This is a genomic window from Amycolatopsis jiangsuensis (genome assembly GCF_014204865.1).
Lineage (GTDB): Bacteria > Actinomycetota > Actinomycetes > Mycobacteriales > Pseudonocardiaceae > Amycolatopsis > Amycolatopsis jiangsuensis.
Window position 1 is genome coordinate 2131824 of the sequence record NZ_JACHMG010000001.1, and the last position, 24323, is coordinate 2156146.

Below are 24323 nucleotides of genomic sequence, written 5' to 3' on the forward strand. Positions count from 1 at the left end.
ACACGAAAGGTGTACCTGTGACACGCCAACGCTGGTCCTTCGAGGACATCCCGGCACAGCACGGCCGGACCGCCCTCGTCACCGGCGCCAGCACCGGACTGGGTTTCGCGATCGCGGACGCGCTCGCGCGCCGCGGCGCCGACGTCGTGCTGGCTTGCCGCGATGCGAGCCGAGCGGCCGCGGCAGCCGACCGCATCTGGGCCGGCTCCCCGGGCGCCGTCGTGCGGACCCTGCTGGTCGACTTCGCGTCGCTCGCGTCGGTCCGCGCCGCCGCCCGGCGGCTGCACGACGAGTACGACCACCTCGACCTGCTCGTGAACAACGTCGGCGGCTTCCGCGTGCGGTACGCGGTCACCGAAGACGGCTTCGAATCGACCATCGCCGTGAACCACCTCGGCCCCTTCGCGTTCACCGGCCTGGTGCTGAACCTGCTCACCGGCACCGCCGGGTCGCGCGCGGTGACGGTGGGCAGCAACGGCCACCGGCAGGGCACGATCGAGCCGGCCGGCCTCGATCCCGAGCCCGGCCGCGCTTACCGGTTCATGGCGGCCTACAACCGGGCCAAGCTGGCCAACCTGCTGTTCGCCCACGAACTCGATCGCCGGCTGCGGGCCGCCAGGGCCCCGACGATCGCGGTGGCCGGGCACCCGGGCCTGGCCCGGACCGAGGGCGGGCGCGAAATGAACCCGCTGATCCGGGCCGCGCTCAACCCCAAGATCAACCCGCTCGCGCTCGCCCTGTCCCAGACCGCGGCGAGAGGCGCACTGGGACCGCTGCGAGCCGCCACCGACCCGCACGCCCGAGGCGGCGACTACTTCGGCCCGCGCGGACGCACCGGCTACCCCGAACTGGTCACCTCCAGCGCCCTGTCCCACGACATCCGCCTGCAGCGGCGATTGTGGGAGGCCTCCGAGCGGCTCACCGGCGTCACCTACCTCCCCCTCCAGGAAAGCGAGAAATGCAGTTGAAGACGAGCACCAAGGTGGCCCGCGGCATCGCCGCCACCGCTCTGACGGTGGCCGGCACGATGACGCTGTCCGTTCCCGCGGCGACGGCCGCCGAAATTCCCACCGGGGCCGCGCTCACCGCGAACGGCTCCCTTGGCCGGCTCGGCTCGCTGACCGACCTCGTCGTCGAACGCCTGCGCGTGGGCGACGACGTGGCGGCGGCCAAGTTCGGCACCGACTCACCGATCGACGACCCCGCCCGGGAGGAGCAGGTGCTGAACCAGGTCCGCGAGCAGGCCGGGGCCATCGGGCTCGACCCGGACGCGGCGGCAGCGTTCTTCCGCGACCAGATCACCGCGAGCAAAGTGGTGCAGCGCGGGCTGTTCGACCGCTGGACAACGCACCCGGACCAAGCGCCGACCACTCGCCCGGACCTGGGCCAGATCCGCGCGCGGCTCGACCAGCTCACCGCTGAGCTGCTCGCGCACCTAAAGACCACTATGGACGTACGCGCCGACCGGATCCCGTGCACCGTCCAGCTCGCACTGGCCACCGGCTCGGCGATCGTCCTGGATCGGCTCGACGCGCTGCACCGCCAGGCGCTCGGCACCGCCGTGCACTCCGTGTGCGCGGTCAGCCCGGCGTAGCCACGTACCTCCGCGTCAACGATCTGCCCACGATGTTCCCGCCGACCACCTGAATCGGCACCATCCCACACTGGAGGCAATCTCCCATGAACGCCGTTGTCCACAAGGCCGCCGAACTGCTGGCGTCCGCGACCGCTGCTGGAACCCCCTGCCCGCCGATCCGCGACCTCTTCGCCGACGGTGACCTCGACGCGGCCTACGCCGTCCAGCAGCTCACCACCGAGCGCGTGCTCGCGGCGGGACACCGCCTCGTCGGGCGCAAGATCGGCCTGACCTCGCCGGCCGTGCAGCGCCAGCTGGGCGTCGACCAGCCCGACTTCGGCGCGCTGTTCTCCGACATGGCCCTCGACCACGACGGCACCATCCCGATCGGCCGGCTGCTGCAGCCCAAGGTCGAAGCCGAAATCGCGCTCGTCCTCGGGGCCGACCTGCCCGGCCCCGACTGCTCGATCGCCGACGTCCGCGCGGCCACCGCGTTCCTCGCCCCGGCGCTGGAGATCGTCGACAGCCGGATCGCGGGCTGGGACATCACCATCGTCGACACCATCGCCGACAACGCCTCCTCCGGCCTGTTCGTCCTCGGCGACACCCACAAGACCCTCGACGACGTCGAGCCCGCCGAGGTCGAGATGCAGCTGCACCGCGGCACTGAACTTGTTTCGCAGGGCACCGGCCGCGACTGCCTCGGCGACCCCCTCAACGCCGCCGCCTGGCTCGCCACCACCCTCGCCCGGCGCGGCGAACCCCTGCGCGCCGGTGACATCGTCCTGACCGGCGCGCTCGGGCCGATGGTCCCCGCCGTGCCCGGGGACGCCTTCACCGCCCGGATCTCCGGCCTCGGCGACGTCACGATCACCTTCGCAGGAGAAGCCGCATGAGCGCGAAGGTCGCCGTCATCGGCTCCGGCAACATCGGCACCGACCTGATGATCAAGATTCTGCAGCTGTCGGACCAGCTGGAGATCGCGGCCATGGCCGGGATCGACCCCGATTCCGATGGTCTCGCCCGCGCCCGCCGCCTCAAGGTCGCCACCACGCACGACGGCGTCGACGGCCTCGTCCGCCTGGACGAATTCGCCGACATCAAGTACGTCTTCGACGCCACCTCCGCGGGCGCCCACCGCCGCCACGACGAGGTCCTGCGCGGCCTCGGCCGCACCGTCATCGACCTCACGCCGGCCGCGCTCGGACCCTACGTCGTCCCACCGGTCAACCTCGGCGAACACCTCGACGCCCCCAACGTCAACATGGTCACCTGCGGCGGCCAGGCCACCATCCCGATCGTCGCCGCGGTCGGCGCGGTGACGCCGGTGCACTACGGCGAAATCATCGCCTCCATCTCCTCGCGCTCGGCCGGCCCCGGCACCCGGGCCAACATCGACGAGTTCACCGAAACCACCGCGTCCGCGATCGAAAAAGTCGGCGGCGCCACCCGCGGCAAGGCGATCATCGTGCTCAACCCCGCCGAGCCGCCGCTGATCATGCGGGACACCGTGCACTGTCTCGTGTCCGATGCGGACACTGTGGACACCGAAGCCATCACGGCGTCGATCGAAGAGATGGTCGGGCGGGTCCAGGCGTACGTGCCGGGCTACCGGCTCAAGCAGAAGGTCCAGTTCGCCAGCGTGCCCGCCGACGACCCGCTGCACCGGCTGGTCCCGGCGGGCGAGGCGGTCCAGGTGTCGGTGTTCCTCGAGGTCGAGGGCGCCGCGCACTACCTGCCGGCCTACGCCGGGAACCTCGACATCATGACCTCGGCCGCGCTGCGGACCGCCGAACGCATGGCCGCCCAGGAGGCAGTCCGATGACCGACCTGTACATCCAGGACGTGACCCTGCGGGACGGCATGCACGCCATCCGGCACCACTACACCGTCGAGCAGGCGCGGGCGATCGCCGGCGCACTGGACGCCGCGGGCGTCGCCGCCATCGAAATCGCCCACGGCGACGGGCTTTCCGGCTCCAGCATCAACTACGGCGTCGGCGCGCACACCGACTGGGAGTGGATCGAGGCGGTCTGCGACGTGACGCGCACCGCCATCCCCACCACGCTCCTGCTGCCCGGGATCGGCACGCTGCACGACCTGAGGGAGGCGCACCGGCTCGGCGTCCGCTCGGTCCGCGTCGCCACGCACTGCACCGAAGCCGACATCTCCGCCCAGCACATCAGCGCCGCCCGCGACCTGGGCATGGACGTCGCCGGGTTCCTGATGATGTCGCACATGGCCGAGCCGGGCGAACTCGCGAAGCAGGCCAAGCTGATGGAGTCCTACGGCGCCGCGTGCGTCTACGTCACCGACTCCGGCGGCCGCCTCACGATGGACGGCGTCCGGGACCGGGTCCGCGCCTACCGGGACGTCCTCGAGCCGGAGACGCAGATCGGCATCCACGCCCACCACAACCTCGCCCTCGGCGTCGCCAACAGCGTGGTCGCGGTGGAGAACGGCGTGGTCCGGGTCGACGCTTCCCTGGCCGGGCAGGGCGCGGGGGCGGGCAACTGCCCCCTCGAAGCGTTCATCGCCGTGGCCGACCTGATGGGCTGGGACCACGGCTGCGAGCTGTTCCCGCTGATGGACGCCGCCGACGACCTGGTGCGCCCGCTGCAGGACCGCGAAGTCCGGGTCGACCGCGAGACGCTGAGCCTCGGCTACGCGGGCGTCTACTCCAGCTTCCTGCGCCACGCCGAAGCGGCCGCGGTGCGCTACGGCCTGGACACCCGGGCGATCCTCGTCGAGGTCGGCCGCCGCGGCATGGTCGGCGGTCAGGAGGACATGATCACCGACATCGCGCTCGACCTGGCCGCCACCGAGAAGTCCTGACCTGCCTCGCGCGCGATCAGTTCGGCGAGGATGACCAGGGCTGAGGTCCCGCTGGTGAACGAGTGGGCCTCGATGGTCGACGATGTCGTCGAGACGGCTGGCCCACCGCATGCGTCGGTGCATACGCGGCGTTCAAGACTGCCATGCGCACGCTCACGCGCGGCTGGGCGAACGAGCTGAAGGACCACGGTCCGGGTGAACGACCGCGGCGGCGGGCCGACCAATGTCGGCCCGCCGCCGCGGTCCTCAGCGCGTCAGCCGCGCGCGGATGGTCGTGATCTGGAACGGCCGCAGCTCCAGCGTGATCGGCTCGTTCCCGGACCACGCCGGTTCACCCAGGTCCCGCTCGAGTAGATCCGTCCGCCACGCCGAGGAAAACGGCGCTCCCAGCCCGACGGTGACCTCGGCCCGGGCCCCCTGCGCTTCGTACAGCCGAACGACGAGGTCGCCGGAACGGTCCTCGGCGAGCTTGACGGATTCGACGAGCACGGACGGAGAGGACACCGTCGCGATCGGCTCGACGGGGTGGTCGCCCCGCACGCCGCGCTGCGGCAGGTTGAGCCGGTAGCCGGCGGCCGCCGCCTCGAGCGGGGTCGCCGCGAAGCCGATCGTGGTGTGAAAGACATGGGCGCCTTGATCGGCGTCCGGATCCGGGAACTTCGGAGCACGCAGCAAGGATTGGCGCACCAGCGTGGTCGTTCCGCCGTCGTCGCGGGTCGTGCGCGTGACGTCGTGGCCGTACGTCGACGCGTTGGCGATCACCACCCCGAACCCCGGCTCGCCCACGTGCACCCAGCGGTGGGCGACCGTCTCGAACCGGGCCGCGTCCCACGACGTGTTGGTGTAGGTCGGCCGCAGCACGTGCCCGAACTGGATCTCGGACGCGTAGTGCTCGGCCCGCACGTCGACGGGGAACGCGAGCTTGAGCAGCTTTTCCTGTTCGTGCCAGTCGACCGCCGTCTCGATCTGCAGCTCGCCGGCGTCGGCGGCGAGCCGGAAGCGCTGGACGATCTCGGATTTCCCGTGGGTGTGGCGCACGGTCAGGGCGTCGCCGACGATCCGGACCTCGGCGGGAGCACGCAGCTCGGTGACGGTGTTGGCGTAGGAGCGGTCGATGTCCCACGCTTCGAACAGGTTCGGCTTGTCCCGGAAGACCTGCAGCAGCGAAGCCACCTCGCCGGGCGGGATCAGGTCGCGGCCCGAGGCGACGTCGACCAGCGAGACCAGGAAGCCCGCCGCGTCGAACCGCGCGGAGATGCGGCTGTTCTCGAGGAGGTGGCCGTCGGGGACGGCCTTCGGCCGCACCACCGGTTTCGTACCCCCCACCGCCGCGGCCAAGGGCCGGACGTCCCCGTCCGCCACCGGAGCCGCGTTGAACACGACCGTCGTCTCCCCTTCCCCGGCGAGGGCACGCTGGGCGACCGCGATGACGGCTTCGAGTTCCTCGCCGGCGCGCCGGTAGTTCTCCTCGGCCTCCTCGTGCACCCAGGCGATCGCGGAGCCGGGCAGGATGTCGTGGAACTGCTGGAGGAGCACCGTGCGCCAGACGGCGTCCAGCTGCTCGTAGGGGTAGTCGAGCAGCCCGCGGGCGGCCGCGGTCGCGCTCCACAGCTCGGCTTCGCGGAGCAGGTGCTCGCTGCGGCGGTTGCCGCGCTTGGTCCGGGCTTGCGACGTGTAGGTCCCCCGGTGCGTTTCGAGGTACATCTCGCCCGACCAGACGTCGGGCCGGGCCAGGTTCGCCTTCGCCTCGGCGAAGAACTCGGCCGGGGAACCCAGCGTCACCCGCGGTGATCCCTCGAGGTCCCGCGTGCGGTGCGCGGCGGCGATCATCTCGCGGGTCGGCCCGCCGCCGCCGTCGTACCAGCCGAACAAGGTCATGGAGACGTTCGACGCGCCCTTTTCGGCGTACTGGCGCTGCGCCTTGGCGAGGTCGGCGGCGCCGAGGTCGGAACCGTAGGTGTCGTTCGGCGGGAAGTGGGTGAAGATCCGGCTGCCGTCCAGGCCCTCCCACAGGAAGCTGTGGTGCGGCATGCGGTTCGTGTCGTTCCAGGACATCTTCTGGGTGAGGAAGCTGTCCGTGCCGGCCGAGCGGGCGATCTGCGGGAACGCGGCGGTGAAGCCGAACGAGTCGGGCAGCCAGGCTTCGCGTGAGAGCAGCCCGAACTCGCGGAGGAAGAAGCCTTGCCCGTGCAGGAACTGGCGCACCAGGGCTTCGCCGCCGGGCATGTTCGTGTCGCTCTCCACCCACATGCCGCCCACGGGGACGAACCGGCCTTCGGCCACGCGCTCCCGGATGCGGTCGAAGAGCTGCGGGTAGAACTCCTTCACCCACGCGAACTGCTGCGCGCTGGAGCAGGCGAAGGTGAAGCCGGGGTCGGCGTCCATCAGGTCGAGGACGTTGGAGAACGTCCGCGCGCACTTGCGGACCGTTTCCCGCGTCGGCCACAACCACGCGGAGTCCAGGTGCGCGTGGCCGACCGCCACGATCGAGTGCGCCGTCGCGTGAGCCGGCGCGGCCAGCACGGCGGCGAGTTCCCGGCGGGCGGCCGCCACGCTCCCGCGGACGTCGTCCGGGTCGATCGCGTCGCACATCCGCTCGAGCGCGCGGAGGATTTCGGCCCGGCGCGGAAGGCTGGGTTCGAGTTCGCGCATGAGTCCGGTGAGGACGGTGACGTCGGCGAGCAGCGCGTCCACCTCGAGATCGCGCTCGACGAGCAGGACGCTGCGCAGCGTGTAGATCGGCGCCGAGCCGGCCGTGGCCTTGCTGCCCAGGCGGGCGGTGTGCGCGGGCGGCGCCGGCAGGAAGGTCCCGGGGAGGGCCGCCGCCATCCCGCCGGGCGCCGCGGGGGCGGCCGAGACGAAGAAGTGCTCGAGCATGTTCGGGTTGGACGCCGCTTCGACGTAGAGGTCGACGGACTTGCCCTCGACGTCGACGACGTGGTTGAAGGGCTCGACGCCCTTCACGATCGTGCCGTCCGGCCGGTACAGCAGGCCTTCCGCCTGGAAGGCCGGCATGAGGCTGGAGAACCCCAGGTCGACGAACAGCTGCACGGTGGTGCCCGCGCGGCCCCAGCCCGCCGGCACCGGGCCGGTGAGGTGGAACCACGTGGTCCCCCACGGCTTGCTCCACGCCTGGCCGGCCTCGAACGGCTCGAACTCCTGCCGCACGGCGTCCGCGAACGGGACGGGTTCGTCGGGCACCTCCCACGCGGTGATGTCGACGGGGGCGGTCCGGCGGAACAGCGCGGGCGCCACGAAATCGCGGACGGTGGCGCCGACGCGCTGTTCGACCTGGGCGACGTTGTCATGCATGGGCGCACCGTATCAGAAAAGTTCCACGTGGAGCTTTTTGTCTTGATACGTTGGGCCGGACATCCGACGAGGAGGCGAACGTGTCGCAAGGCAAGCGTGCCGGGGAGCCCGGCGACGCCGAGGCGAAGGACACCGCGAAGCGCGGCCGGTACCCCAAGGGCATCCACCGCCGGCAGCAGATCCTCGACCGGACCATCGAGGTGTTCGCCGAGTTCGGCTTCGAAGGCACCAGCCTGCGCGCCATCGGCGAGGCGATCGGCGTCAGCCACGCCGCCCTCCGCCGGTACTTCGACACGCGCGAAGAGCTCTTTCTCGAAGTACTGCACGAAAAGGACCGGCAGGCACTGGCCGACGCCCGCGTCGACGTGGTCGAGTCGATCGATTTCGCGTCCCACCTGGAGGACTACGTCACCCGGGCACCAGGCTTGGTCGCCCTGCGCCACAGCATGGTCGCCCGCGCACTCGAGCCGGGCAACGAACGTTCGCGCACGTTCTTCGTCGAGCGCTACGAATCCATCCGCCGGGAGGCACTGCTGATCCTGCGGCTCGCCAAGGCCGCGGGCACCGTGCGGGACGACATCTCCCCGGAGGTGGCGGCCTCCCTGGTGATCGCCACCATGGACGGGCTTTCGACGCAGTGCCTGCTCGATTCCCGAGTGGACCTGCACGCCGGCATGACGCTCCTGGAGCACCTGCTGAAGCCCGTCGGAAAGTAAAAGTTCCACTTGGAACTTTTCGGTGTTACGTTGGCTCCCCTCCGGGGCACCGCGCCCCGGCACGCCTGCCGAGGGAAGTCACCGTGGACGAGTCGAACCCCTTAACCGACGCCAGACCAGTGGCCGTGTCCCCGCGGCCGTCGCGCTACCCCCAGTTCGCCATTCCCTTGGCCCTCCTGGGTTTCTCCATCGCGCTGGTGCCCCCGCTCGTCATCACGATCGCGCTCCGGCTGCGGGAACTGGACCTGACCGGCGCGGCGGCGGACCTCGGCCTGATCCTCGGCGTCGGCGCGTTCTTCTCGCTGCTCGCCAATCCGCTCGCCGGCCGGTTCTCCGACCGCACCACCAGCCGCTTGGGCATGCGCAAGCCGTGGATCTTCTCCGGCGCCGCGATCGGTTACGCGGGGATCGTCCTCATCGCGTTCGCCCCCAGCGTGCCCGTGGTGCTCATCGGCTGGAGCATCGCGCAGATCGGGCTGAACTTCGCGCTCGCCGCGCTGGTCGCCATGCTCCCGGACCAGATCGGCCCGGGGCGGCGCGGGCGCACTGCGTCGTTCATCAGCCTGGCCCAGAACGTCGGCGGGGTCGCCGCGACCTTCTTCGTCCAGCTCTTCCCCGCGGGCCTCGGGCAGTACCTGGTTCCCAGCCTGATCGGCACCGTGCTGATGGTCGCCGTGATCGCCCCGGTCAAGGACCGCGTCCGGCCCGCGGGCCCCCGCGAGCCGTTCGACCTCAGGTCCCTGTTCGGCTCGTTCGTGTTCAACCCGCGGAAGTACCCTGACCTCGGCTGGGCCTGGCTGACGCGGTTCTTCCTGACGACCACGCAGTTCACCGCGACCAGCTACCTGACGTACTTCCTCATCGCCCAGTTCGGGGTGTCCGACGAGGACGCCCCGACCCTCGTCTTCCAGGCGATCCTCGCCAACGCCATCGGGATCGTCCTGGTCGCCCCACTGCTGGGCTGGCTCTCCGACCGGCTCCGGCGCCGCAAGCTGTTCGTGATCATCTCGTCGGTCATCGCCATCGCCGGCCTGACCGTGATCGCGCTGGCCCCCTCGGTCTCAGTGGTCTTCGCGGGCGAACTGGTTCTGGGCGCGGGCTTGGGCGCGTTCTTCGCCGTCGAGCTCGCCCTGATCGCCGACGTGCTGCCCAGCGCGGAGACCGCCGGGAAGGACCTGGGAGTGGCGAACCTCGCGCAGTCCCTGCCGCAGTCGCTCATCCCGGTCGCGGCGCCCGCGCTGATCGCTTCGTTCGGCTACCTGGGCCTGTTCCTGGGCGGCGCGGTCTTCGGGGTGCTCGGCGCGATCAGCGTGACGCGCGTGCGGAAAGTCCGTTGAGGAGCAGTTCGAGGTAACGCAGGCCGTGTGCGGCCCGTCCCGCCGGGTCGAGTGCACTGTGGACGTTCGCGGCGAAGGCAACGCCGCACATCAGGGGGGCCATGTCCGCCTCCGTGACACGGGAATCGATCACTTCCGCCGCGTGCGCACGTGCCAGGAGTTCGGTGAAGGCGGTGACGAGCCCGCGTTTGAGGTCGCCGGTGTGCTCCAAGCTGTCGGTGACCGCGGAGAACACCGGGGGCACGGCCGGGTCGGTCAGCAGGGCCTCGATCGCGGCGGCGAGGAAAGCCCGCAACGCGGTCCACGGGTCCGGCTCGGTCAGCGCCTGCCCGGCTCGCCGGACCAGCTCCTCGATGGCCGGGTGCGCGACGGTCTCCAGCAGTGCTTCCGGCGTATGGAAGTGCCGGTAGACGGTGGCCACGCCGATGGATGCCGTCCGCGCCACGTCGTTGAGCTGCAGAGGCTTGCCGTCATCGACGTAGTGCCGGGCGACCTCGATGATCCGGTGCCGGTTCCGGGCGGCATCCTTGCGCAAAGGCTGAGGAAACTCCCGGAACGGACCTGGGGGATGGGGCAAACTGTCCGCAGTCACTCCCCCCGGTCGGTTACCCGGGTCTGTTCCGGTGACCGTGTCCAGCTGTGCAGCAAGGGCATAATCCGAGCAGTCGGCGAATCGGGCTCCACGGTGTAGATCACCAGCCGTTGGTCCGGGCAGTGCGGAGCGGTGACCGCCTCGACACCGAATTCGAGCGGGCCGGCCGCCGGGTGCAGGATCCGTTTGACCAGCGAAGTCTGGTCGATGACGCCCTGCTCGTCCCACCACCGCGACACATCGGCCGAGCTTGCCCGCAGGTCGTTGACGAGGTCCGCAAGCTTGGTGTCGCCCGGGTGCCGGCCGATCTCATACCGCAGGTTGCCGACCGCGGCGGCGGCGAAGTGGTCCCAGTTGGTGATGCGTTCGCGAGCCGCCGGTTCCAGCAGCAGCCAGCGAACGAACGACGCTCCCGGTTCGAAGACCACGCCGAGGACGGCGTCGAGCAGGGTATTGCGCGCCAGGACCTCTGTGCGCTGCCCCAGCAGCAGCACCGGAAGCTCGTCGAGCGCGGTCATCACCCGAAGCAATCCCGGGTCCGCGACCTGCGCGGGCCGCCAGCGTGCTCTGCGTGGCGAGCGCGCCGCCAGCGTCCGGAGGTGCCTGCTCTCGAACTCGTCCAGCCGCAGCGCCCGGGCCAGCGCGTCGCACAGCTCCTCGCTGAGCGTGGCCTGACGACCTTGCTCGAGCCGGCTGTAGTGGTCGGGGCTGATCCCGGCCAGCACCGCGACCTCTTCCTTCCGCAGGCCCGGCACCCGGCGCAGTCCCGGGAACGCAGTGATCCCCGCCTGAGCCGGGGTGAGCCGATCCCTTCTCGAGCGCAGGAAGGAGCCCAGCGCCAGGTTGGAATTGGCGCGCGGCGGCGAAAGAGCCGGCTGGGACCGGGCTGGCTGTGCGGGCATGAAACCAGTCTAAGAAGGAGATTCGTTTTCTGCCTGGGCACACCATGACCAGGCAGCTCCGGACCTGGTTGCCGACCCGGCGTGGGAGTTGACTGACGTCCACGAGACGGCGTCGATCGCCGTTTCCGGTCGCGACACAGAGCAAGGAGAAGTGAATGGCAGAGCGGGTTTTTCGGGTGGGGGTCGTCGGAGCCGACACGAAGGCGAGCTGGGCGCAGGTGTCCCACATCCCGGCAATCCAGGGCGTGGGCGCGGTGGAATTGTCCGCCGTAGCCACCCGCCGTGAGGAAAGCGCGCGCGAGGCCGCAGCGGCATTCGGCGCTTCGCAATGGTTCTCCGACCCGTTCCGGATGATCGCGGACAGCTCGGTGGACATCGTGACCATCGCGGTGCGGGTCCCCGCACACCGCGACCTCGTCGTCGCCGCGCTCGATGCGGGCAAGGCGGTGTACTGCGAAGCACCGCTGGGCGTATCACTGGCCGAAACCGAGCAAATCGCCGCCGCCTCGCAGGCCCAGCACAGTGCCATCGGATTGCAGGGCCGCCTCAACCCGGCGGTGCGGCGGGCAGCCGAACTGGTTGCGAAGGGCGCCATAGGCAAGCCCCTCCATGCGCGCGTCGTGTCCACCTCAATGGGATTCGGCCCCGTCGCCCTCGCGGCCTACCAATACTTCGAGCAAGCGGCCTCCGGCGCCAACCTCATGACCATCACGGCCGGGCACACCCTGGACATCGTGGAAGCGGTGCTCGGCGACCTGACCGAGGCCGACGCCCGGACCGCGACCCTCTGGCCGAACCCCACCCTCCTCGACACCGGCGAAACCACCCGCCGGGAGGTCCCCGACCAGGTCGACGTCCTGGCCCGGACATCCTCGGGCGCGGTCGTCACCATCGACGCCCAGGGCGGCGTCGCACCCGAGGACGCGCTCTTCACCCTCGAGCTCCGCGGCTCCGACGGATGGCTGAAGCTCAGCGGCGGCTCCATCTACGGAGTGCAGGGCGCAGATCTGGCACTGACGGCGAGCGTGCCGTTCGAAGCACCGGACGAGCCAGTCGCCCGGGAATTGCCGGCTTCGGCGCTCAACGTGGCCGAGGTCTACGCGAGCCTGGCTCGCGACCTGGCACTGGGCACGCACACCACCCCGGGTTTCCAGCACGCCGTCCACAACTCCGCACTGATAGCGGCGATCGCCCGTGCCGCCGAGACCGGCCGCCGCTGGACGGCGGCCAAGGCGGACGGGTAGGCGCGGGCCGGCATCGCCCGCGCATTTCCTGAAATCAAGGTCGCCCGGAGGTGGTCGCCGGCATCAGCTCGCCGACGAGGTCGTCGGTGGTCAGGATGCGATGGGCGTAGCGGGGCCAGTTCTGTTCGATCGTCGCTCGGTGCATCTCGATCGTGAAGGTGGCGGTGGCGTCGGTGACGAACGTGACGTGGTAGCCCTTCTCGACCGCGTCGCGGCCGGTGGAGTCGACGCACGTGTTGGTGGTCAGGCCACAAAGGACTACATGGTCGATGTCGCGCTGGCGCAGCTGGGTGTCGATGTCCGTGCCGTGGAACGCGGTGAACGTCTTGTGCGGGGTGGCCACCACCTCGCCTTCGACGGGGACGAAGTCCGGATGGAACCGGGCACCCCAGGTGCCGGCCTGGAACAGCTGGGCCGCGAGCATGCCGTCGTGGCTGGGAGTGCGGTGTCGCCACGGCCCGTAGTCCCACGGCTGGGTCTCCATCGGGGCGTGCAGCACCTGGATCCCGGCCGCTCGGGCCACGTCCAGCAGGCGCTTCATGTTGCCGACGGTGCCGACCTCGTCAAGCACGTCTTTGAGGCCAGGCCAGGCTTTGCCGCCCTCGGAAATGAAGTCGTTGGTCGCGTCGATGACAACCAGCGCGGTGCGGTCCGCTGGGTAGACGGTCATGGTGGACTCCTTATCTAGCTCGTACGGACATACTAGCATCGTGGGTGCTCGTATGTGCGTACTATTCACCCGAGAGCTCGAGGAGGTTCGGGAATGGGCCAGCGGACCGACACACGCGACCGCATCATCAAGGCGTCGCTGCAGGCCATGCGCGAGAAGGGGTACGGCGCCACGGCGATCAGCGATATCGTCGACGCTTCCGGCGCTCCTCGCGGGTCAGTCACCTTCCATTTCAAGGGCGGCAAGGACGAGATCGCCCGGGAGGTCATCGCTCTGCGCACCGCACAGGTGCTCGGAGCACTCGATCAGGTCGCGGCCGAAAGTACGTCCGCCGCGGACCTGCTGGGAACGAGCATCGACCGGATCGCCGCCGAGTTCGCCGACTCCGGCTTCGTCCTCGGGTGCCCGGTCGTCCCCATCACGATCGAACGCGCCGCGCAGGCGCCGGAGATCCGGCAGGCGGGAGCGGAGTTCTTCCAAGCCTGGTGCGCAAGCCTGGTGCGCGGCCTCACGAGCCACGGCATCGACGCCACCCGCGCGGACCGTATCGCCATCCTGGCGGTCACCGCCGCCGAAGGGGCCCTCGCGATCAGCCGGGTCGAGCAGAGCCCTGCCGTCTTCACCGCCGTCCGCGAAGAACTGATGGCCCTGGTCACGCCTTAATGCCCCGACCGGCTTTCCCCGGTCGACCTCAAATGTGCCCGAGAATCGCGATCGCACGATCCAGGACCGCAGCCGCCGCCGCACGTGAGTCGCCTGCCGGGTGGTCGGGATACGAGGTGTCCGCACGGTTCCACCGGTCGGCGTGGGCGTACCAGTCGATCGGCGTGGTCGGCTCACCGAGGAGGGTCGCACGGACTTCGCCGAGCCAGAGCGCCCACCGCGAGCGGTAGTAGCCGCCCACGAGACCCGCCCAAGAGCGGGTCGCGTACTCCGCCAGAACGGCCGAATCCCTATAACCCCAGGACGTCAGGAGGCGCTTGGCCTCCTCGGCGAGATAGTCACGCTCTTCCTCCGTCGAGCCCCATGCGCGAGCGTCGGCGAGCCACTGGCCGAGTAGAAAGTGCTCGTTCGTCGCGAGCACGCCGTCCTGTGCGTCCATCAGGTCGAGGAGGCGCTGGACACCGGCGTCGTACGCCTTGACATCGCGGGCGCGCGCGGCGGCCGCGATCGTGCCGACAGCGACCCGGGCCACGTCGTCCGCCAGCTGGCGGGCCACGTCGACGAGGTCGTAGGACAGTCCTGGGGAGTCCAGCCGCCCGGCGGTACCGAGCAACGCCCGCAGGGCGGGGACAAGGGCTCCGGCTGGGTAGGCGGCGGCGCGCGGTCCCAACAGGCTCGCCTGGTTCGCTTGCAGGCTAGGCACTGCCGCGAGCACCGAGTCGGTGCTCGCGTAGGGCGACGAGGTTTCGGACATGGCGTCCTCCACGTGGTCGAGCATCTCGGCGAACCCCGGCGCGCCGCGAACATCCGCGGCATCGACCGGCAGGCCGGCCAAGGCTTGTGCCGTCTCGGCGGGGAGGCCACCCCGATTCGCGTGCCGCCAGGGTCCGTAGGCGGTGCGCAGCAGGATCCGCCACGCCTCGTCGGCCCCGCTGTCCGCCGCGCCGTACCGCGACGCCGTCCACTCCGGTAGCCACGAGCGCAGTTCGACAGGGCCCGGTGCCCAGGCGAGGTCGTGGAAGAGGTCCCACAGCACCGGGTTGTTGTCGACGCCTTCGGCCATGTCGGCGATCCCGGTGAGCCCTGGCGGCCGGCTCGCGCCGCGCCACCGGCGTGGAAGAGCAGCCACCTCTTCCAGGTCGCCGTAGAGCACCGTCCGGCCGCCGTAGTTGGGCAGGATGCCGTGCACCCACTCCGGGCCGCCGAACCCGTCCTCGCGGTGGTCCTCGCCGGTGAGGTCGATGACCACTACGCGATCGGCGTCGACGGCCTCGAGCAGTTCGCGGCGGGGGTTGCCGGCCCAGGCCTGCATGACCCACGTCGCGTCCGGGTCGGCCGCGGTCATCGCCTGCTGGACCGCGCGGGCCGCCGAGCCCAGGTCGGTGCCGCCGGTGTGGCCGCCTTCGTGAACCAGGTCCACGGCCCACATTCCGGTCGAGCCGAAGGCCGCTCGCTGCTCGGCGTAGAACGCTTTGGCTACGGCGGCGTAGGTGTCAGTGGCCGAGTCGAGCCAGTCCGGCCGCACGGGGCCGACAACGTCCTTGAACCAGCGGCCTTGCGGGACGATACGTGCGTCAGCGCGGTGCTCGACGAAACCTGGTGGGACCGTGCCGGAGAATCCCGGCAGGATCGGAACCACGTCGAGTGTGCGCATCCGCTCGATCACCCGCCGGGCCAGTGCCGCCCGGCCGTCGACGAGGGCTCGGCTGGTGCCGCGGCCGAAGTCCTGGATGTTGTTCAGCCAGAGCCACGGCTGGTGCGTCGGCGGCCCGAGCCACCGCAGGAGCTCGCGCTCCTCGTAGCCGTACCGCAGGAACGTGGTGAGGTAGACCAGCTCCTGTCCAAGGGTGAGGTGCGCCGCGGTCACCCCCGCCGCCGCCAGCAGGTCGATCTCGTGTTCCCATCGCGTCCAGTCGTAGTACGGGGTCGTGTATCCGGCGACGGTCAGGTTGTAGGCGACGCGACGGCGGATCGTCGCGTCGCCGGAGAGTTCCGTACCCTCGGGGAGCTCGCGGTCGACTAGGCGGGTGCCGAGTCGCGAGACGTGGGCGGCACCCGTCCGGCGCGCGAATGCGGCGTACCCGGCGACGGCGGCGCCGGCACCGGACGCGGCGACGGTCAGTACGCCGTCGGAGACCCGGACACGGAAGCCGTCCTCGATGTCCGGGGTGAGGCAGACCCGGACGACGGACTCCGGCAGGCCGCTGAGCCGGCGAATCGCCGCCTCAGCGTGCTCGTGCGCGATCATGTCGGCTCCTCGGGGAGTTGGTGCCGGGACACGGCTTTCGGGTTGACTCGCAACACCGCGACGGACCCGATCAGCGCGATGGCGCCGCCGATGAGGAACAACGCCGAGTAGCCGCCGAGGCTCGTCACAGCGAGCGACGCGAGGAACGGCGCTACGACCTGGGGCGCGGTCAGGGCGATGTGGAACACGCCGAGATCGCGGCCCCCGGCGTCGGACTTCGGCAGGACGAGGGTGGCCAGCGCCAGGTCCACCCCGAGGTAGAGCCCCAGCGCGAAGCCGCTCAGAGCGGCACAGACGAGGAAGCCGGTCCACGTCGGCCACACCACCGGTACGAACAGGGCGGCGGAGAGCAGCAGCGACGACACCAGCACGAAGCCGCGGTGTTGTCCGAGGCGGTCCACTAGCGGGCCGGCACCGGCCGTTCCGATGGTGACGAACACCAGGCTGATGGTCAGTGCGGTGGCCACTCCGTCGGCCGGGGCCACCCCCGGCGGCGGATCGATGAAGTCCTGTAGCACGTAGAGGCTGAACCCGTTGACCATGTTGTAGCCCAGGTAGAGCACCGCCCTGGACACGAAAACCCAGCGGTAGTCACGGAAGCGGAGACCGGAGAAGGTTCTCCGCACGTCCACCCACGCCGGTTGCCGTCCGTCGGGCGAGCTGCGCCGGGGCTCCCGGGCCAGCCACGCCGAGAATGCCGCGGCAAGCGCGAAGGCGACGGCCAGAACGGCATAGCCGACCAGCACGGAGTCCACAAAGATCGCACCGAGCTGGACGCCGAGAACACTCCCGACCGGCAGACCCAAGCCTTGCACCGTGCTGGCGAGGCCGTGACGACGCGGCGGGATCCGGTCGGGGATCGTCGCCAGAACGACGTTGAGCCCGATGTTCACGGTGCCCTGCACGAGGAACCAGCCGACGAGCAGTCCGGGGACGGAGCCGGCCACCCCGAGCAGGAGGAGCGAAGCGGCCGTGGCGAGTCCCCCGGACAAGATCCACGGGGTCCGCCGTCCCCACCTGCTGCGCGTGCGGTCGGACAACAGCCCGACGAGGGGTGGCACGGCGAGGGAGGCGATCGCGCTGACTCCAGTGATCAGGGCCAGCGCCGAGGGTGCTCCGTCCCCCGCGACGAGCCGGACCTGGCTCGGCAGCAGGACCGAAAGCACCCCGCCGATGGCCGCGTAGCCGAAGATGTTGACGACGAACATCGAGGCCAGCAGCGGCCACATTCGCGAGGACTTCGGTAGTACTGGCCGGACATTCGGACCGTCGACGCCGCCCAGTCGGACGGTCATCGGCCAAGCGATTCGGCAGCGACCACGACGATTCCTTCAGCGATGGAGACAACCCTACGAGACTGAACGTTCTACCTCGCCATTAGCATGATCCATCCTCGCGGTTCTGTCAAGACAGAACGTTCTAGTCAGCGGCAGCTTAGGGCCGAATGCGGTTAGGCGATCCACTCTGCGAGCAAGGAGGCTCGCATGGGCAGAACGGCATCGGCACCGACGTGAGCGACGCGACGCTGGCCCCTCGCGCGCGCCGCGATCGTGGTGGCTGTGTCGATCACCCCTGCCGCCCGGCGAATCGTCTTGTGCGATGAGCGCCTGCTCGCCACCGCCCTTGCCGACCGAGACAGGTAACCGCCTGCTCGGCAGCGCCCGCGGACAAAGCGGCCTCGGATCCAGGCCAGGAGCCGATCACGCACGGGCACGAAGTTCGGCGATGCCTCGGCCGCTCGGCGGAAAGCCTCGTCTGTTCCCACGGTTTCCTGACGGCCAAGATTCATGCCCGGGCTCCCTCCTTACGTCGGTGCGATCAGTGTGGGCGTTGTGAAACCTGCGTCACAATCGACCGTTGTCGAAGTCTGTTGCGAGCCGCTCGACAAATGTCGTTGCTCGAAACCACGCCTCTTCACCGACCGGGAACTCAGGCGAGAGCGTGCACGACTGCTGAAGCGACACCCCTGGCAGAAAGGCGTCACCCATGGAACGCAGGGACTTCCTCCGGCTCTCCGCCGCCTCGACGAGTACCGCCGCGCTCGCCTCACTCGCAGCCGCCGGCACCGCTTCGGCCGCTCAGCCGACGCGCGGGACCCTCCGCGTGCAGATCCTGCTCTTCGACGGCGTCGAGGAGCAGGACGTCATCGGTCCCCTTGCCGTGCTGGGCCACGCCGGGCATCAGCACGGCAAGGTCGAGGTGATGCTCGTCAAACAGGGTGCGCCGGGCGTCGTGACCGGCACCTTCGGCACCAAGTTCGCCGTGGCCACGTCATGGAACCCGAACGTCGCCGGCGACGTCCTCATCGTCCCCGGCGGCGGGTACGCCGCGAAGAACGGCCCAGGCGTCAACGCCCTCATCAAAGACAGCGCCTTCCTGCACGATCTGGGCCGCGCCCGCCATGCCGTCGTCGCCGGAGTGTGCACCGGAGTCATGGTGCTCGCCGCCGCCGGTCTGACGAAGGGCCGTCCGTGCACGACACACCACCTCGCGAAAGCCGACCTCGCCGCCCAGCAGGCGCGAGTGATCGACGCCCGGGTCGTCGACGACGGCGACCTCGTCACCGCGGGCGGCGTCACGTCCGGCCTGGACCTCGCTCTCTGGCTGGTAACCCGGGAACTCGGCGCCGAAGCGGCCATCGGCGCCGAAGCCGTCCTGGAGTACGAGCAACGCGGAACGGTGTGGCGACGTCCGTGACTTAAGGCGTGTCTGGCACCGGGAGTTCGTGATTGGGCGCTGATTCCTGCGCTGGGCTCTGGAAGCAGGGCACCAGGTCGAGTTCTACGTTCGCCCGCGCCGAAGCGCCTCGCTTGGTTCCAAAGTGAACCTGTAGATCTGAGACGGGCGGGTGCGCCGCGGCGCACCCGCCCGTCCAGCAGTGGCCGATCATCTTGCGGGAGGAACTGACCGCCGGGCACGACTACGACCTGATCGTGCTGAGTCTCACCCATGTCAGATGGACAACGTCGTCGACTTTCTCAGCATCCGGGTCGGCGACACCGCCGTACTGATGTTCGGAAACGTCTGGGCGGAGCCATCGGCAGTTGTATCCCGGCTGCGCGGCGTCCAGGTTGTCTGAGTTTTCCCGGCGGCGGAAGATTCTACGGTTCCCTTCCCCGGTGACGTCCTGAAGAACATCTTCATGGGTTTCTGCGAAGCTCGTGGAAGAACTGGATCGGACGGGGCACATGACGCGAGAGGACGCAGGCCCCTACGCCAGAGACGTACTGGCGGAGGCACGGCAAATTGGGTTTCCGGTGCCACGGCTCGCGGCCCTGGAGGCCGTTTCGCGGCATGAGTGGCCACCTTCACTGACTCCCACGTCCGCCCGGTCGGTCACTGTAGATCGCGGCCCTTCGTCTCCGGGCTCAGCAGAGTGGTAACCACGCCGACCAGGACGAGGACGACCATGTAGAGGGCGAACGCCCACTCCAGGCCGCGGCTGCTCGCCCAGGTCAGGATGTAGGGTGCCGTCCCGCCGAAGATCGCGACGACGAATGAGTAGGGCACGCCGATCCCCGACGCCCGCACCTCGGTCGGGAACAGTTCGGCGAAGTAGGCGGGCATGATCCCGACGAAGGCACCCAGGAAGAACAGGGCGACGGCCATGATTCCGAACAGGCGCCACGCGGAGTCGTTCAACGCCGCCAGTAGCGGAAAAGACAGCGCGACGAACGCCACCCCATAGCCGAGGAAGACAGGTTTGCGCCCGATGCGGTCGGACAGCTTGCCCCACAAGGGCAACGTGGCCATGAACACGACGTTGGCCGCGACCGTGGCCCACAGCGCCCCCGGCGCAGGCACGCCCTTCGCGGTGATCGCGAAGCCGGACAGTCCGATCGCCCAGGCGTAGTAGACGACAGTGCTGGCCAGGCTGAATCCGAGGATCCGCGCGAGGCTGCGCTTGTTCCGGCCCAGCCCGCGCAGCAGGTCGCGAGTGGACTGGCGTGCGGACACGGCCCCGGTGAACGACTCGGTTTCCGGCAGCGTCCTACGCAGGTACAGACCCACGAGCCCGAGCAGCCCGCCGATCAGAAAGGGGATGCGCCACGCCCAGTTCCGCACGGCCTCAGCGCCGAGCACGCTGCTCGCGCCCGCGCCGATCAGCGAGGCCAGCACGATACCGGCGGTCACCGAAACGTAGAGGCTCGTGGACCACAGTCCGCGGCGGGCGCGCGGCGCGATCTCGGCGATGTAGGTGTACGACGCCGCGATCTCCCCGCCGTGGGCCAGCCCCTGCGCCAGACGCGCGAACACGAGAATCACCGCAGCCCAGGTACCGACCTGGGCGTGGGTCGGCGCGAGCCCGATGAGGAGACTGCCGGCCGCCATGAGGATCATCGACGCGGTCATCGAGAACCGGCGGCCGCGCCGGTCGGCGAGCCAGCCAAAGACGAAGCCGCCGATCGGCCGCATCACGAACCCGACCGCGAACACGGCCAAAGTGGACAGCAACGCGCCGGTGGCTCCGTCGTCGACGAAGAACTGCTTGGCGAAGAAGGACGCGAAGATCGCGTAGACGCTCCAGTCATACCACTCGAGCGTGTTGCCGACCCCGGCACCGAGCAAAGTGCGAAAAGCTCGCGGGCGGGTGGTGGTCGTAGTAGTGATGGATTGTCTGCTGGGTGCGGACATGTGCACTCCTTTGGGCATTCCGACGAGCCGTCGCGGCTGCGCCGCGACGGTGTAGTTCGAATGGCGTTAGCGCCCGGCTGCGCGGCGCACGGCGCGGACGGCGTTGACGTAACCGGTGCAGCGACAGAGGTTGCCGCTCAACGCGTCACGGATCTCCGCGTCCGACGGCGAGGGCGTGCTTTCGAGTAGCGTGACGGCGGACAGGATCATGCCGGGAAGGCAGAACCCGCATTGGAAGGCGTACTCGGCCATGAACGCTTCCTGCACGGGATGGGGATCCGCGTGTGTCCCCAGCCCGGCCAGTGTGTCGACGCGGGCGCCGTCGGCTCGCCCGGCGAGCAGCAGGCAGTTCATAGTTTCGCGACCTGGGAGCTCACCCCAGGTCGGCGACAGCGCGGTGGTCGCCTAAGACGTCTGCATCGGCGGTCTCATGCTCCCTCCCGGACAGTCGGCGGTAGACGCGCTCGCCGGCGCCGAGCAGTGATGGACGAGGGACTGTCGCGGCCAAGACCTTCGTCGAGGGACACGTTCTCGATTCCTAGCGCGCCTGGTGGCGGGCAAAGCAGCCTGAGTCAGGTGTCCTCGCCCCGCCGCTGCGCGTGGTGCAGGCCCAGCGCGCCGGCCGGCGGCAGGGGCTCGCGTTCCGCCGCGCCATCGGCGCTGAATGTCTGCAACAGGTAGGCGACGAAGCGCCGAGAGAGGTCCTCCGCGTGTTCCGGTGGGGCGTCGCGAAGACCTCCGTTGGCCAGCAGGATCATGATCAGGTCGCCGGGGGCGAAGTCCGGCCGCAGCCGCCCCGCCTCCTGCGCACGCTGGACGAGTTTCGCGAACAGGGTTTCGACGTCCCTGCGCCGCTTCCGGTAGTCGACCCGGTCGGCGAACAGCGCGAGGAATGCCTCGGTAAAGCCGCGATCTTTCAGCTGCTCCGCGCAGGTGAACTCGAGGAGCCGGCAGAAGCCGTGCCACGGATCGGGGTCGTCGGCGGCTTCGTCCAGCAAAGCCTGGCAGCGCGCGATCTGCTCGGTGAACACCTCGGTCACCAAAGCTTCCTTCGTCGGGAACCGACGGAAGAGCGTCGCCACCCCGACGTCCGCGTGGCGGGCGATGGTGCTCATCGGGACGTCGATGCCGCGGGCGCGGAAGAGCTCTCGGGCCGTCTCCACGATCCTCACGCGGTTGCGCGCGGCGTCCGAGCGCAACCCGTCCTCGCCGCTCCGTTGCGTATTCACACGTCCAGTGAACCGGACGCGACATCGGAATTCCAGCCCGCGTGCGCCACAGCGAGTTGAGTCACTCGAACGACGGTTGTTCTCACTTCCGCAGAAGTGGACAACTCGCTCCATTTGGAGTGTTAACGTCGATGACAGTGATCATCGGAGCACATTCGGGAGATGTCGTGACTACAAGCCGTATCGATCCGCCGGCGGAAATTCCGTTGCCCATGCGGCGAAATGGTCTCGATCCTGCCCCCGAGCTGCTTTCCCTGCACAAGGACGACGGCGTTGTGCGAATCGACGGCCCGTTCCGGGCTCCGACCTGGCTGGTGACCCGTTACGCGGACGTCAGAGCCGTCTTGGCGGACACCGCCCGGTTCAGCAATGCCGCTCCCCTGCCGGGATTCGCCGAGGCGAACGCGGAACAATCCGTCGCCGGAAACCTGCTTCTTTCCGACCCGCCGGACCACCACCGCCTGCGCCGGATGCTCAGCGGTCAGTTCACCCTGCGGAGGATGCGCGCGCTCGCCCCGCGCGTCGAGCAGATCGTCGAAGAGCACCTCGACGTGATGGCGCAGAAGGGACCACCGGCGGACCTCATCGCCGACTTCGCCCTTCCCGTTCCATCGCTGGTGATCTGCGAACTGCTCGGCGTCCCCTGGGACGAACGCGACGAATTCCAGCGGCGCAGCGCCGAGCAGATGGACCTTTCGCGGCCCGAGCACGAGCGCGTGGCCGCCCTGCAGGAACTGCACCGGTACCTGAGCGGGCTGGTCGTCCGTGCGCGGCGGAGTCCTGCCGACGACCTGCTCGGAATGCTGGTGCGCGAACACGGCGACGAGCTGACCGATCCCGAGCTGGCCGGGATGGCGCTATTGCTCCTGGTCGCCGGCCACGAGACGACGGCCAACATGATCGGCCTGGGCACCCTGGCACTGTTGCGCCACCCCGATCAGCTCGCCGTCGTCCGCGACGACCCGGCCGCAACGGAGAGGGCCGTGGAGGAACTGCTGCGATGGCTGTCGGTGGTCCACACGGGTGTCCAGCGCACGGCCACGGCCGATGTCGAATTGGCCGGCGTCACCATCCGCGCCGGCGACGCCGTGCTAGTCGCCCTTCCCGCCGCCAACCGCGATCCCGGGTTCATCGACCACCCCGACGCGCTCGACATCGGTCGCGGCGAAGCGGGACACCTGGCGTTCGGTCATGGCGTGCACCATTGTCTGGGAGCACCGCTGGCGCGTTTGGAACTGTGCGCGGCGTTTCCTGCCCTGCTCCGCCGCTTCCCTTCACTGGCGCTCGCCGTGCCGGACTCTGAGGTCGAGTTCCGCGTGTTCAATTCCGTCTACGGCGCGGCTGCGCTCCCGGTCAGCTGGGAGATCCGATGAAAATCCTGATGTTCGGGCGCGGCACGATCGCCACCCTCTACGGCTGGGCGCTGGAAAAGGCGGGACACGAGGTCGAGTTCTACGTCCGGCCGGGCCGAGCGGCAACGCTCGGTTCCCTGGTGGACCTGCAGATCCGGGACGGGCGGGCGCGCCGCGGCGCTGCGGTCGTCCAGCACTGGCCAATCACCCTACGGGAAGAGCTGACCGCCAGGCACGACTACGACCTGATCGTGCTGAGCGTCAACCACGACCAGCTGGACAACGCCATCGGCTTCCTGAGCCCTCGTGTCGGCGATGCCACCGTGCTGATGTTCGGAAACGTCTGGGCGGAGCCATCGGCCGTCGTGTCCCGGCTGCCCGGCGACCAAGTTGTCTGGGCATTCCCCGGCGGTGGTGGGGGCTTCACCGGCTCCACCCTCCGCGGTGGCGTCCTGAAGAACATCTTCATGGGTTTCTGCGAAGGCTCGAACCGGACCGAGCGGTACCAGACCGTCCGAGCCCTCTTCAAGGACGCCGGCTTCTCAGTGTCCGAGCAACCGGACTTCCGCACCTGGCTCTGGATCCACTTCATCATGGACGCCGGACTCCTGACTCAGGGACTGGCGGTGGGAGGACAGGCGCGCCTGGTCGCCTCGCGCGAGGCGGTCAAGCAGTCCGTTCTCCTGGTGCGCGAAATGATTCCGCTGGTGCAGGCCCGAGGAGGAACACCAGGCAGGGGTGCCGCCCTCATCTCGCGTGTCCCCGCAGAGCTGCTCGGCTTCCTCCTGCACAGACTCCTGGCCGGTAAGAACCTGTACAGCTTCATCATGGAAGAGGTGGAACGGACGGGGCACATGACTCGGGAGAGTGCCGGCCTCTACGCCAGAGACGTACTCGCGGAAGCACGGAGAATCGGGTTCCCGATGCCGCGGCTCGCGTCACTGGAGACCGTATTCGCACTCTGAGCGCATCTTTCCGCGCGGAGGAACTAGTTTCCGACGGCAGTACCACC

General features: G+C 69.5%; 22 protein-coding genes. 13 read left to right on the forward strand and 9 right to left on the reverse strand.

Annotation, left to right across the window (positions count from 1 at the left end):
- The first annotated feature begins 17 nt into the window (after positions 1 to 17).
- The 5 genes from BJY18_RS09235 (at position 18) to dmpG (ending at position 4411) form a co-directional block, all read left to right on the forward strand.
- Complete coding sequence (locus BJY18_RS09235) at positions 18 to 968, forward strand: oxidoreductase (RefSeq protein WP_184779410.1); 951 nt, start codon at positions 18 to 20, stop codon at positions 966 to 968.
- On the forward strand, positions 959 to 1594 hold the full coding sequence (locus BJY18_RS09240; protein WP_184779412.1) for a chorismate mutase: 636 nt from the start codon (positions 959 to 961) through the stop codon (positions 1592 to 1594). Before BJY18_RS09235 ends, BJY18_RS09240 begins: the two co-directional genes overlap by 10 nt.
- Positions 1595 to 1680: 86 nt before the next feature.
- Complete coding sequence (locus tag BJY18_RS09245; RefSeq protein ID WP_184779414.1) at positions 1681 to 2472, forward strand: 2-keto-4-pentenoate hydratase; 792 nt, start codon at positions 1681 to 1683, stop codon at positions 2470 to 2472.
- Positions 2469 to 3401 carry an acetaldehyde dehydrogenase (acetylating) gene (locus BJY18_RS09250; RefSeq protein ID WP_184779416.1) on the forward strand — a complete coding sequence of 311 codons (933 nt, stop codon included), beginning with the start codon at positions 2469 to 2471 and terminating at the stop codon, positions 3399 to 3401. Before BJY18_RS09245 ends, BJY18_RS09250 begins: the two co-directional genes overlap by 4 nt.
- Positions 3398 to 4411 carry a 4-hydroxy-2-oxovalerate aldolase gene (gene dmpG / locus BJY18_RS09255; protein WP_184779418.1) on the forward strand — a complete coding sequence of 338 codons (1014 nt, stop codon included), beginning with the start codon at positions 3398 to 3400 and terminating at the stop codon, positions 4409 to 4411. Before BJY18_RS09250 ends, dmpG begins: the two co-directional genes overlap by 4 nt.
- 246 nt (positions 4412 to 4657) lie before the next feature.
- On the opposite strand, the gene BJY18_RS09260 is transcribed toward dmpG, so the two are convergent.
- Entirely contained in the window at positions 4658 to 7723 is a 3066-nt protein-coding gene (locus BJY18_RS09260) for an alpha-mannosidase (protein ID WP_184779420.1), read from the reverse strand.
- Between the two features lie 80 nt (positions 7724 to 7803).
- Here BJY18_RS09260 and BJY18_RS09265 point away from each other — a divergent pair, with 80 nt between their 5' ends.
- Both BJY18_RS09265 and BJY18_RS09270 read left to right on the forward strand, forming a co-directional pair.
- Positions 7804 to 8439 carry a TetR/AcrR family transcriptional regulator gene (locus BJY18_RS09265; RefSeq protein WP_184779422.1) on the forward strand — a complete coding sequence of 212 codons (636 nt, stop codon included), beginning with the start codon at positions 7804 to 7806 and terminating at the stop codon, positions 8437 to 8439.
- Between the two features lie 125 nt (positions 8440 to 8564).
- A complete protein-coding gene (locus BJY18_RS09270; RefSeq protein ID WP_221457651.1) occupies positions 8565 to 9776 on the forward strand; it encodes an MFS transporter in 1212 nt (403 codons plus the stop codon).
- On the opposite strand, the gene BJY18_RS09275 is transcribed toward BJY18_RS09270, so the two are convergent.
- Positions 9745 to 10311: a TetR/AcrR family transcriptional regulator gene (locus BJY18_RS09275; protein WP_184779424.1), complete on the reverse strand. Its 567-nt coding sequence runs from the start codon at positions 10309 to 10311 to the stop codon at positions 9745 to 9747. The two genes, BJY18_RS09270 and BJY18_RS09275, sit on opposite strands and share 32 nt — an antisense overlap.
- A gap of 53 nt (positions 10312 to 10364) precedes the next feature.
- Positions 10365 to 11270, reverse strand: coding sequence for a helix-turn-helix transcriptional regulator (locus BJY18_RS09280; RefSeq protein ID WP_184779426.1), 906 nt, complete (start codon positions 11268 to 11270; stop codon positions 10365 to 10367).
- Positions 11271 to 11425: 155 nt separating this feature from the next.
- Between BJY18_RS09280 and BJY18_RS09285 the strand changes: the two genes are divergently transcribed.
- The gene (locus tag BJY18_RS09285) at positions 11426 to 12514 is read left to right on the forward strand and encodes a Gfo/Idh/MocA family protein (protein ID WP_184779427.1); all 1089 of its coding nucleotides are present in this window, start codon (positions 11426 to 11428) and stop codon (positions 12512 to 12514) included.
- 34 nt (positions 12515 to 12548) lie between these two features.
- Here the strand turns inward: BJY18_RS09285 and BJY18_RS09290 are convergent, their stop codons facing one another.
- A complete protein-coding gene (locus tag BJY18_RS09290) occupies positions 12549 to 13184 on the reverse strand; it encodes a cysteine hydrolase family protein (RefSeq protein WP_184779429.1) in 636 nt (211 codons plus the stop codon).
- Between the two features lie 93 nt (positions 13185 to 13277).
- Between BJY18_RS09290 and BJY18_RS09295 the strand changes: the two genes are divergently transcribed.
- Positions 13278 to 13847 (forward strand): TetR/AcrR family transcriptional regulator, encoded by a 570-nt coding sequence (locus BJY18_RS09295; RefSeq protein ID WP_184779431.1) that lies wholly within the window; start codon positions 13278 to 13280, stop codon positions 13845 to 13847.
- A gap of 28 nt (positions 13848 to 13875) precedes the next feature.
- Here BJY18_RS09295 and BJY18_RS09300 read toward each other — a convergent pair whose 3' ends face one another.
- Together BJY18_RS09300 and BJY18_RS09305 are read right to left on the reverse strand one after the other, a co-directional pair.
- The gene (locus BJY18_RS09300) at positions 13876 to 16095 is read right to left on the reverse strand and encodes an alpha-N-acetylglucosaminidase (RefSeq protein WP_184779433.1); all 2220 of its coding nucleotides are present in this window, start codon (positions 16093 to 16095) and stop codon (positions 13876 to 13878) included.
- A complete protein-coding gene (locus BJY18_RS09305) occupies positions 16092 to 17390 on the reverse strand; it encodes an MFS transporter (protein WP_184779435.1) in 1299 nt (432 codons plus the stop codon). Before BJY18_RS09305 ends, BJY18_RS09300 begins: the two co-directional genes overlap by 4 nt.
- A 691-nt stretch (positions 17391 to 18081) precedes the next feature.
- On the opposite strand from BJY18_RS09305, the gene BJY18_RS09310 reads away from it, so the two are divergent.
- Both BJY18_RS09310 and BJY18_RS37420 read left to right on the forward strand, forming a co-directional pair.
- Positions 18082 to 18792 (forward strand): DJ-1/PfpI family protein, encoded by a 711-nt coding sequence (locus BJY18_RS09310; RefSeq protein WP_184779437.1) that lies wholly within the window; start codon positions 18082 to 18084, stop codon positions 18790 to 18792.
- Between the two features lie 259 nt (positions 18793 to 19051).
- Positions 19052 to 19174, forward strand: coding sequence for a hypothetical protein (locus BJY18_RS37420; protein ID WP_281393656.1), 123 nt, complete (start codon positions 19052 to 19054; stop codon positions 19172 to 19174).
- Between the two features lie 257 nt (positions 19175 to 19431).
- Here the strand turns inward: BJY18_RS37420 and BJY18_RS09315 are convergent, their stop codons facing one another.
- The 3 genes from BJY18_RS09315 to BJY18_RS09325 all read right to left on the reverse strand — a co-directional run bounded on the left by BJY18_RS09315 (position 19432) and on the right by BJY18_RS09325 (position 21959).
- Complete coding sequence (locus tag BJY18_RS09315; protein ID WP_184779439.1) at positions 19432 to 20730, reverse strand: MFS transporter; 1299 nt, start codon at positions 20728 to 20730, stop codon at positions 19432 to 19434.
- Positions 20731 to 20796: 66 nt separating this feature from the next.
- On the reverse strand, positions 20797 to 21084 hold the full coding sequence (locus BJY18_RS09320; protein WP_184779441.1) for a (2Fe-2S)-binding protein: 288 nt from the start codon (positions 21082 to 21084) through the stop codon (positions 20797 to 20799).
- 218 nt (positions 21085 to 21302) lie between these two features.
- A complete protein-coding gene (locus BJY18_RS09325) occupies positions 21303 to 21959 on the reverse strand; it encodes a TetR/AcrR family transcriptional regulator (RefSeq protein WP_312873798.1) in 657 nt (218 codons plus the stop codon).
- Between the two features lie 131 nt (positions 21960 to 22090).
- On the opposite strand from BJY18_RS09325, the gene BJY18_RS09330 reads away from it, so the two are divergent.
- Positions 22091 to 23332, forward strand: a complete 1242-nt coding sequence (locus tag BJY18_RS09330; protein ID WP_184779445.1) for a cytochrome P450 — start codon at positions 22091 to 22093, stop codon at positions 23330 to 23332.
- Entirely contained in the window at positions 23329 to 24276 is a 948-nt protein-coding gene (locus tag BJY18_RS09335) for a ketopantoate reductase family protein (RefSeq protein ID WP_184779447.1), read from the forward strand. The genes BJY18_RS09330 and BJY18_RS09335 overlap by 4 nt, the downstream gene beginning before the upstream one ends.
- Positions 24277 to 24323 lie beyond the last annotated feature (47 nt).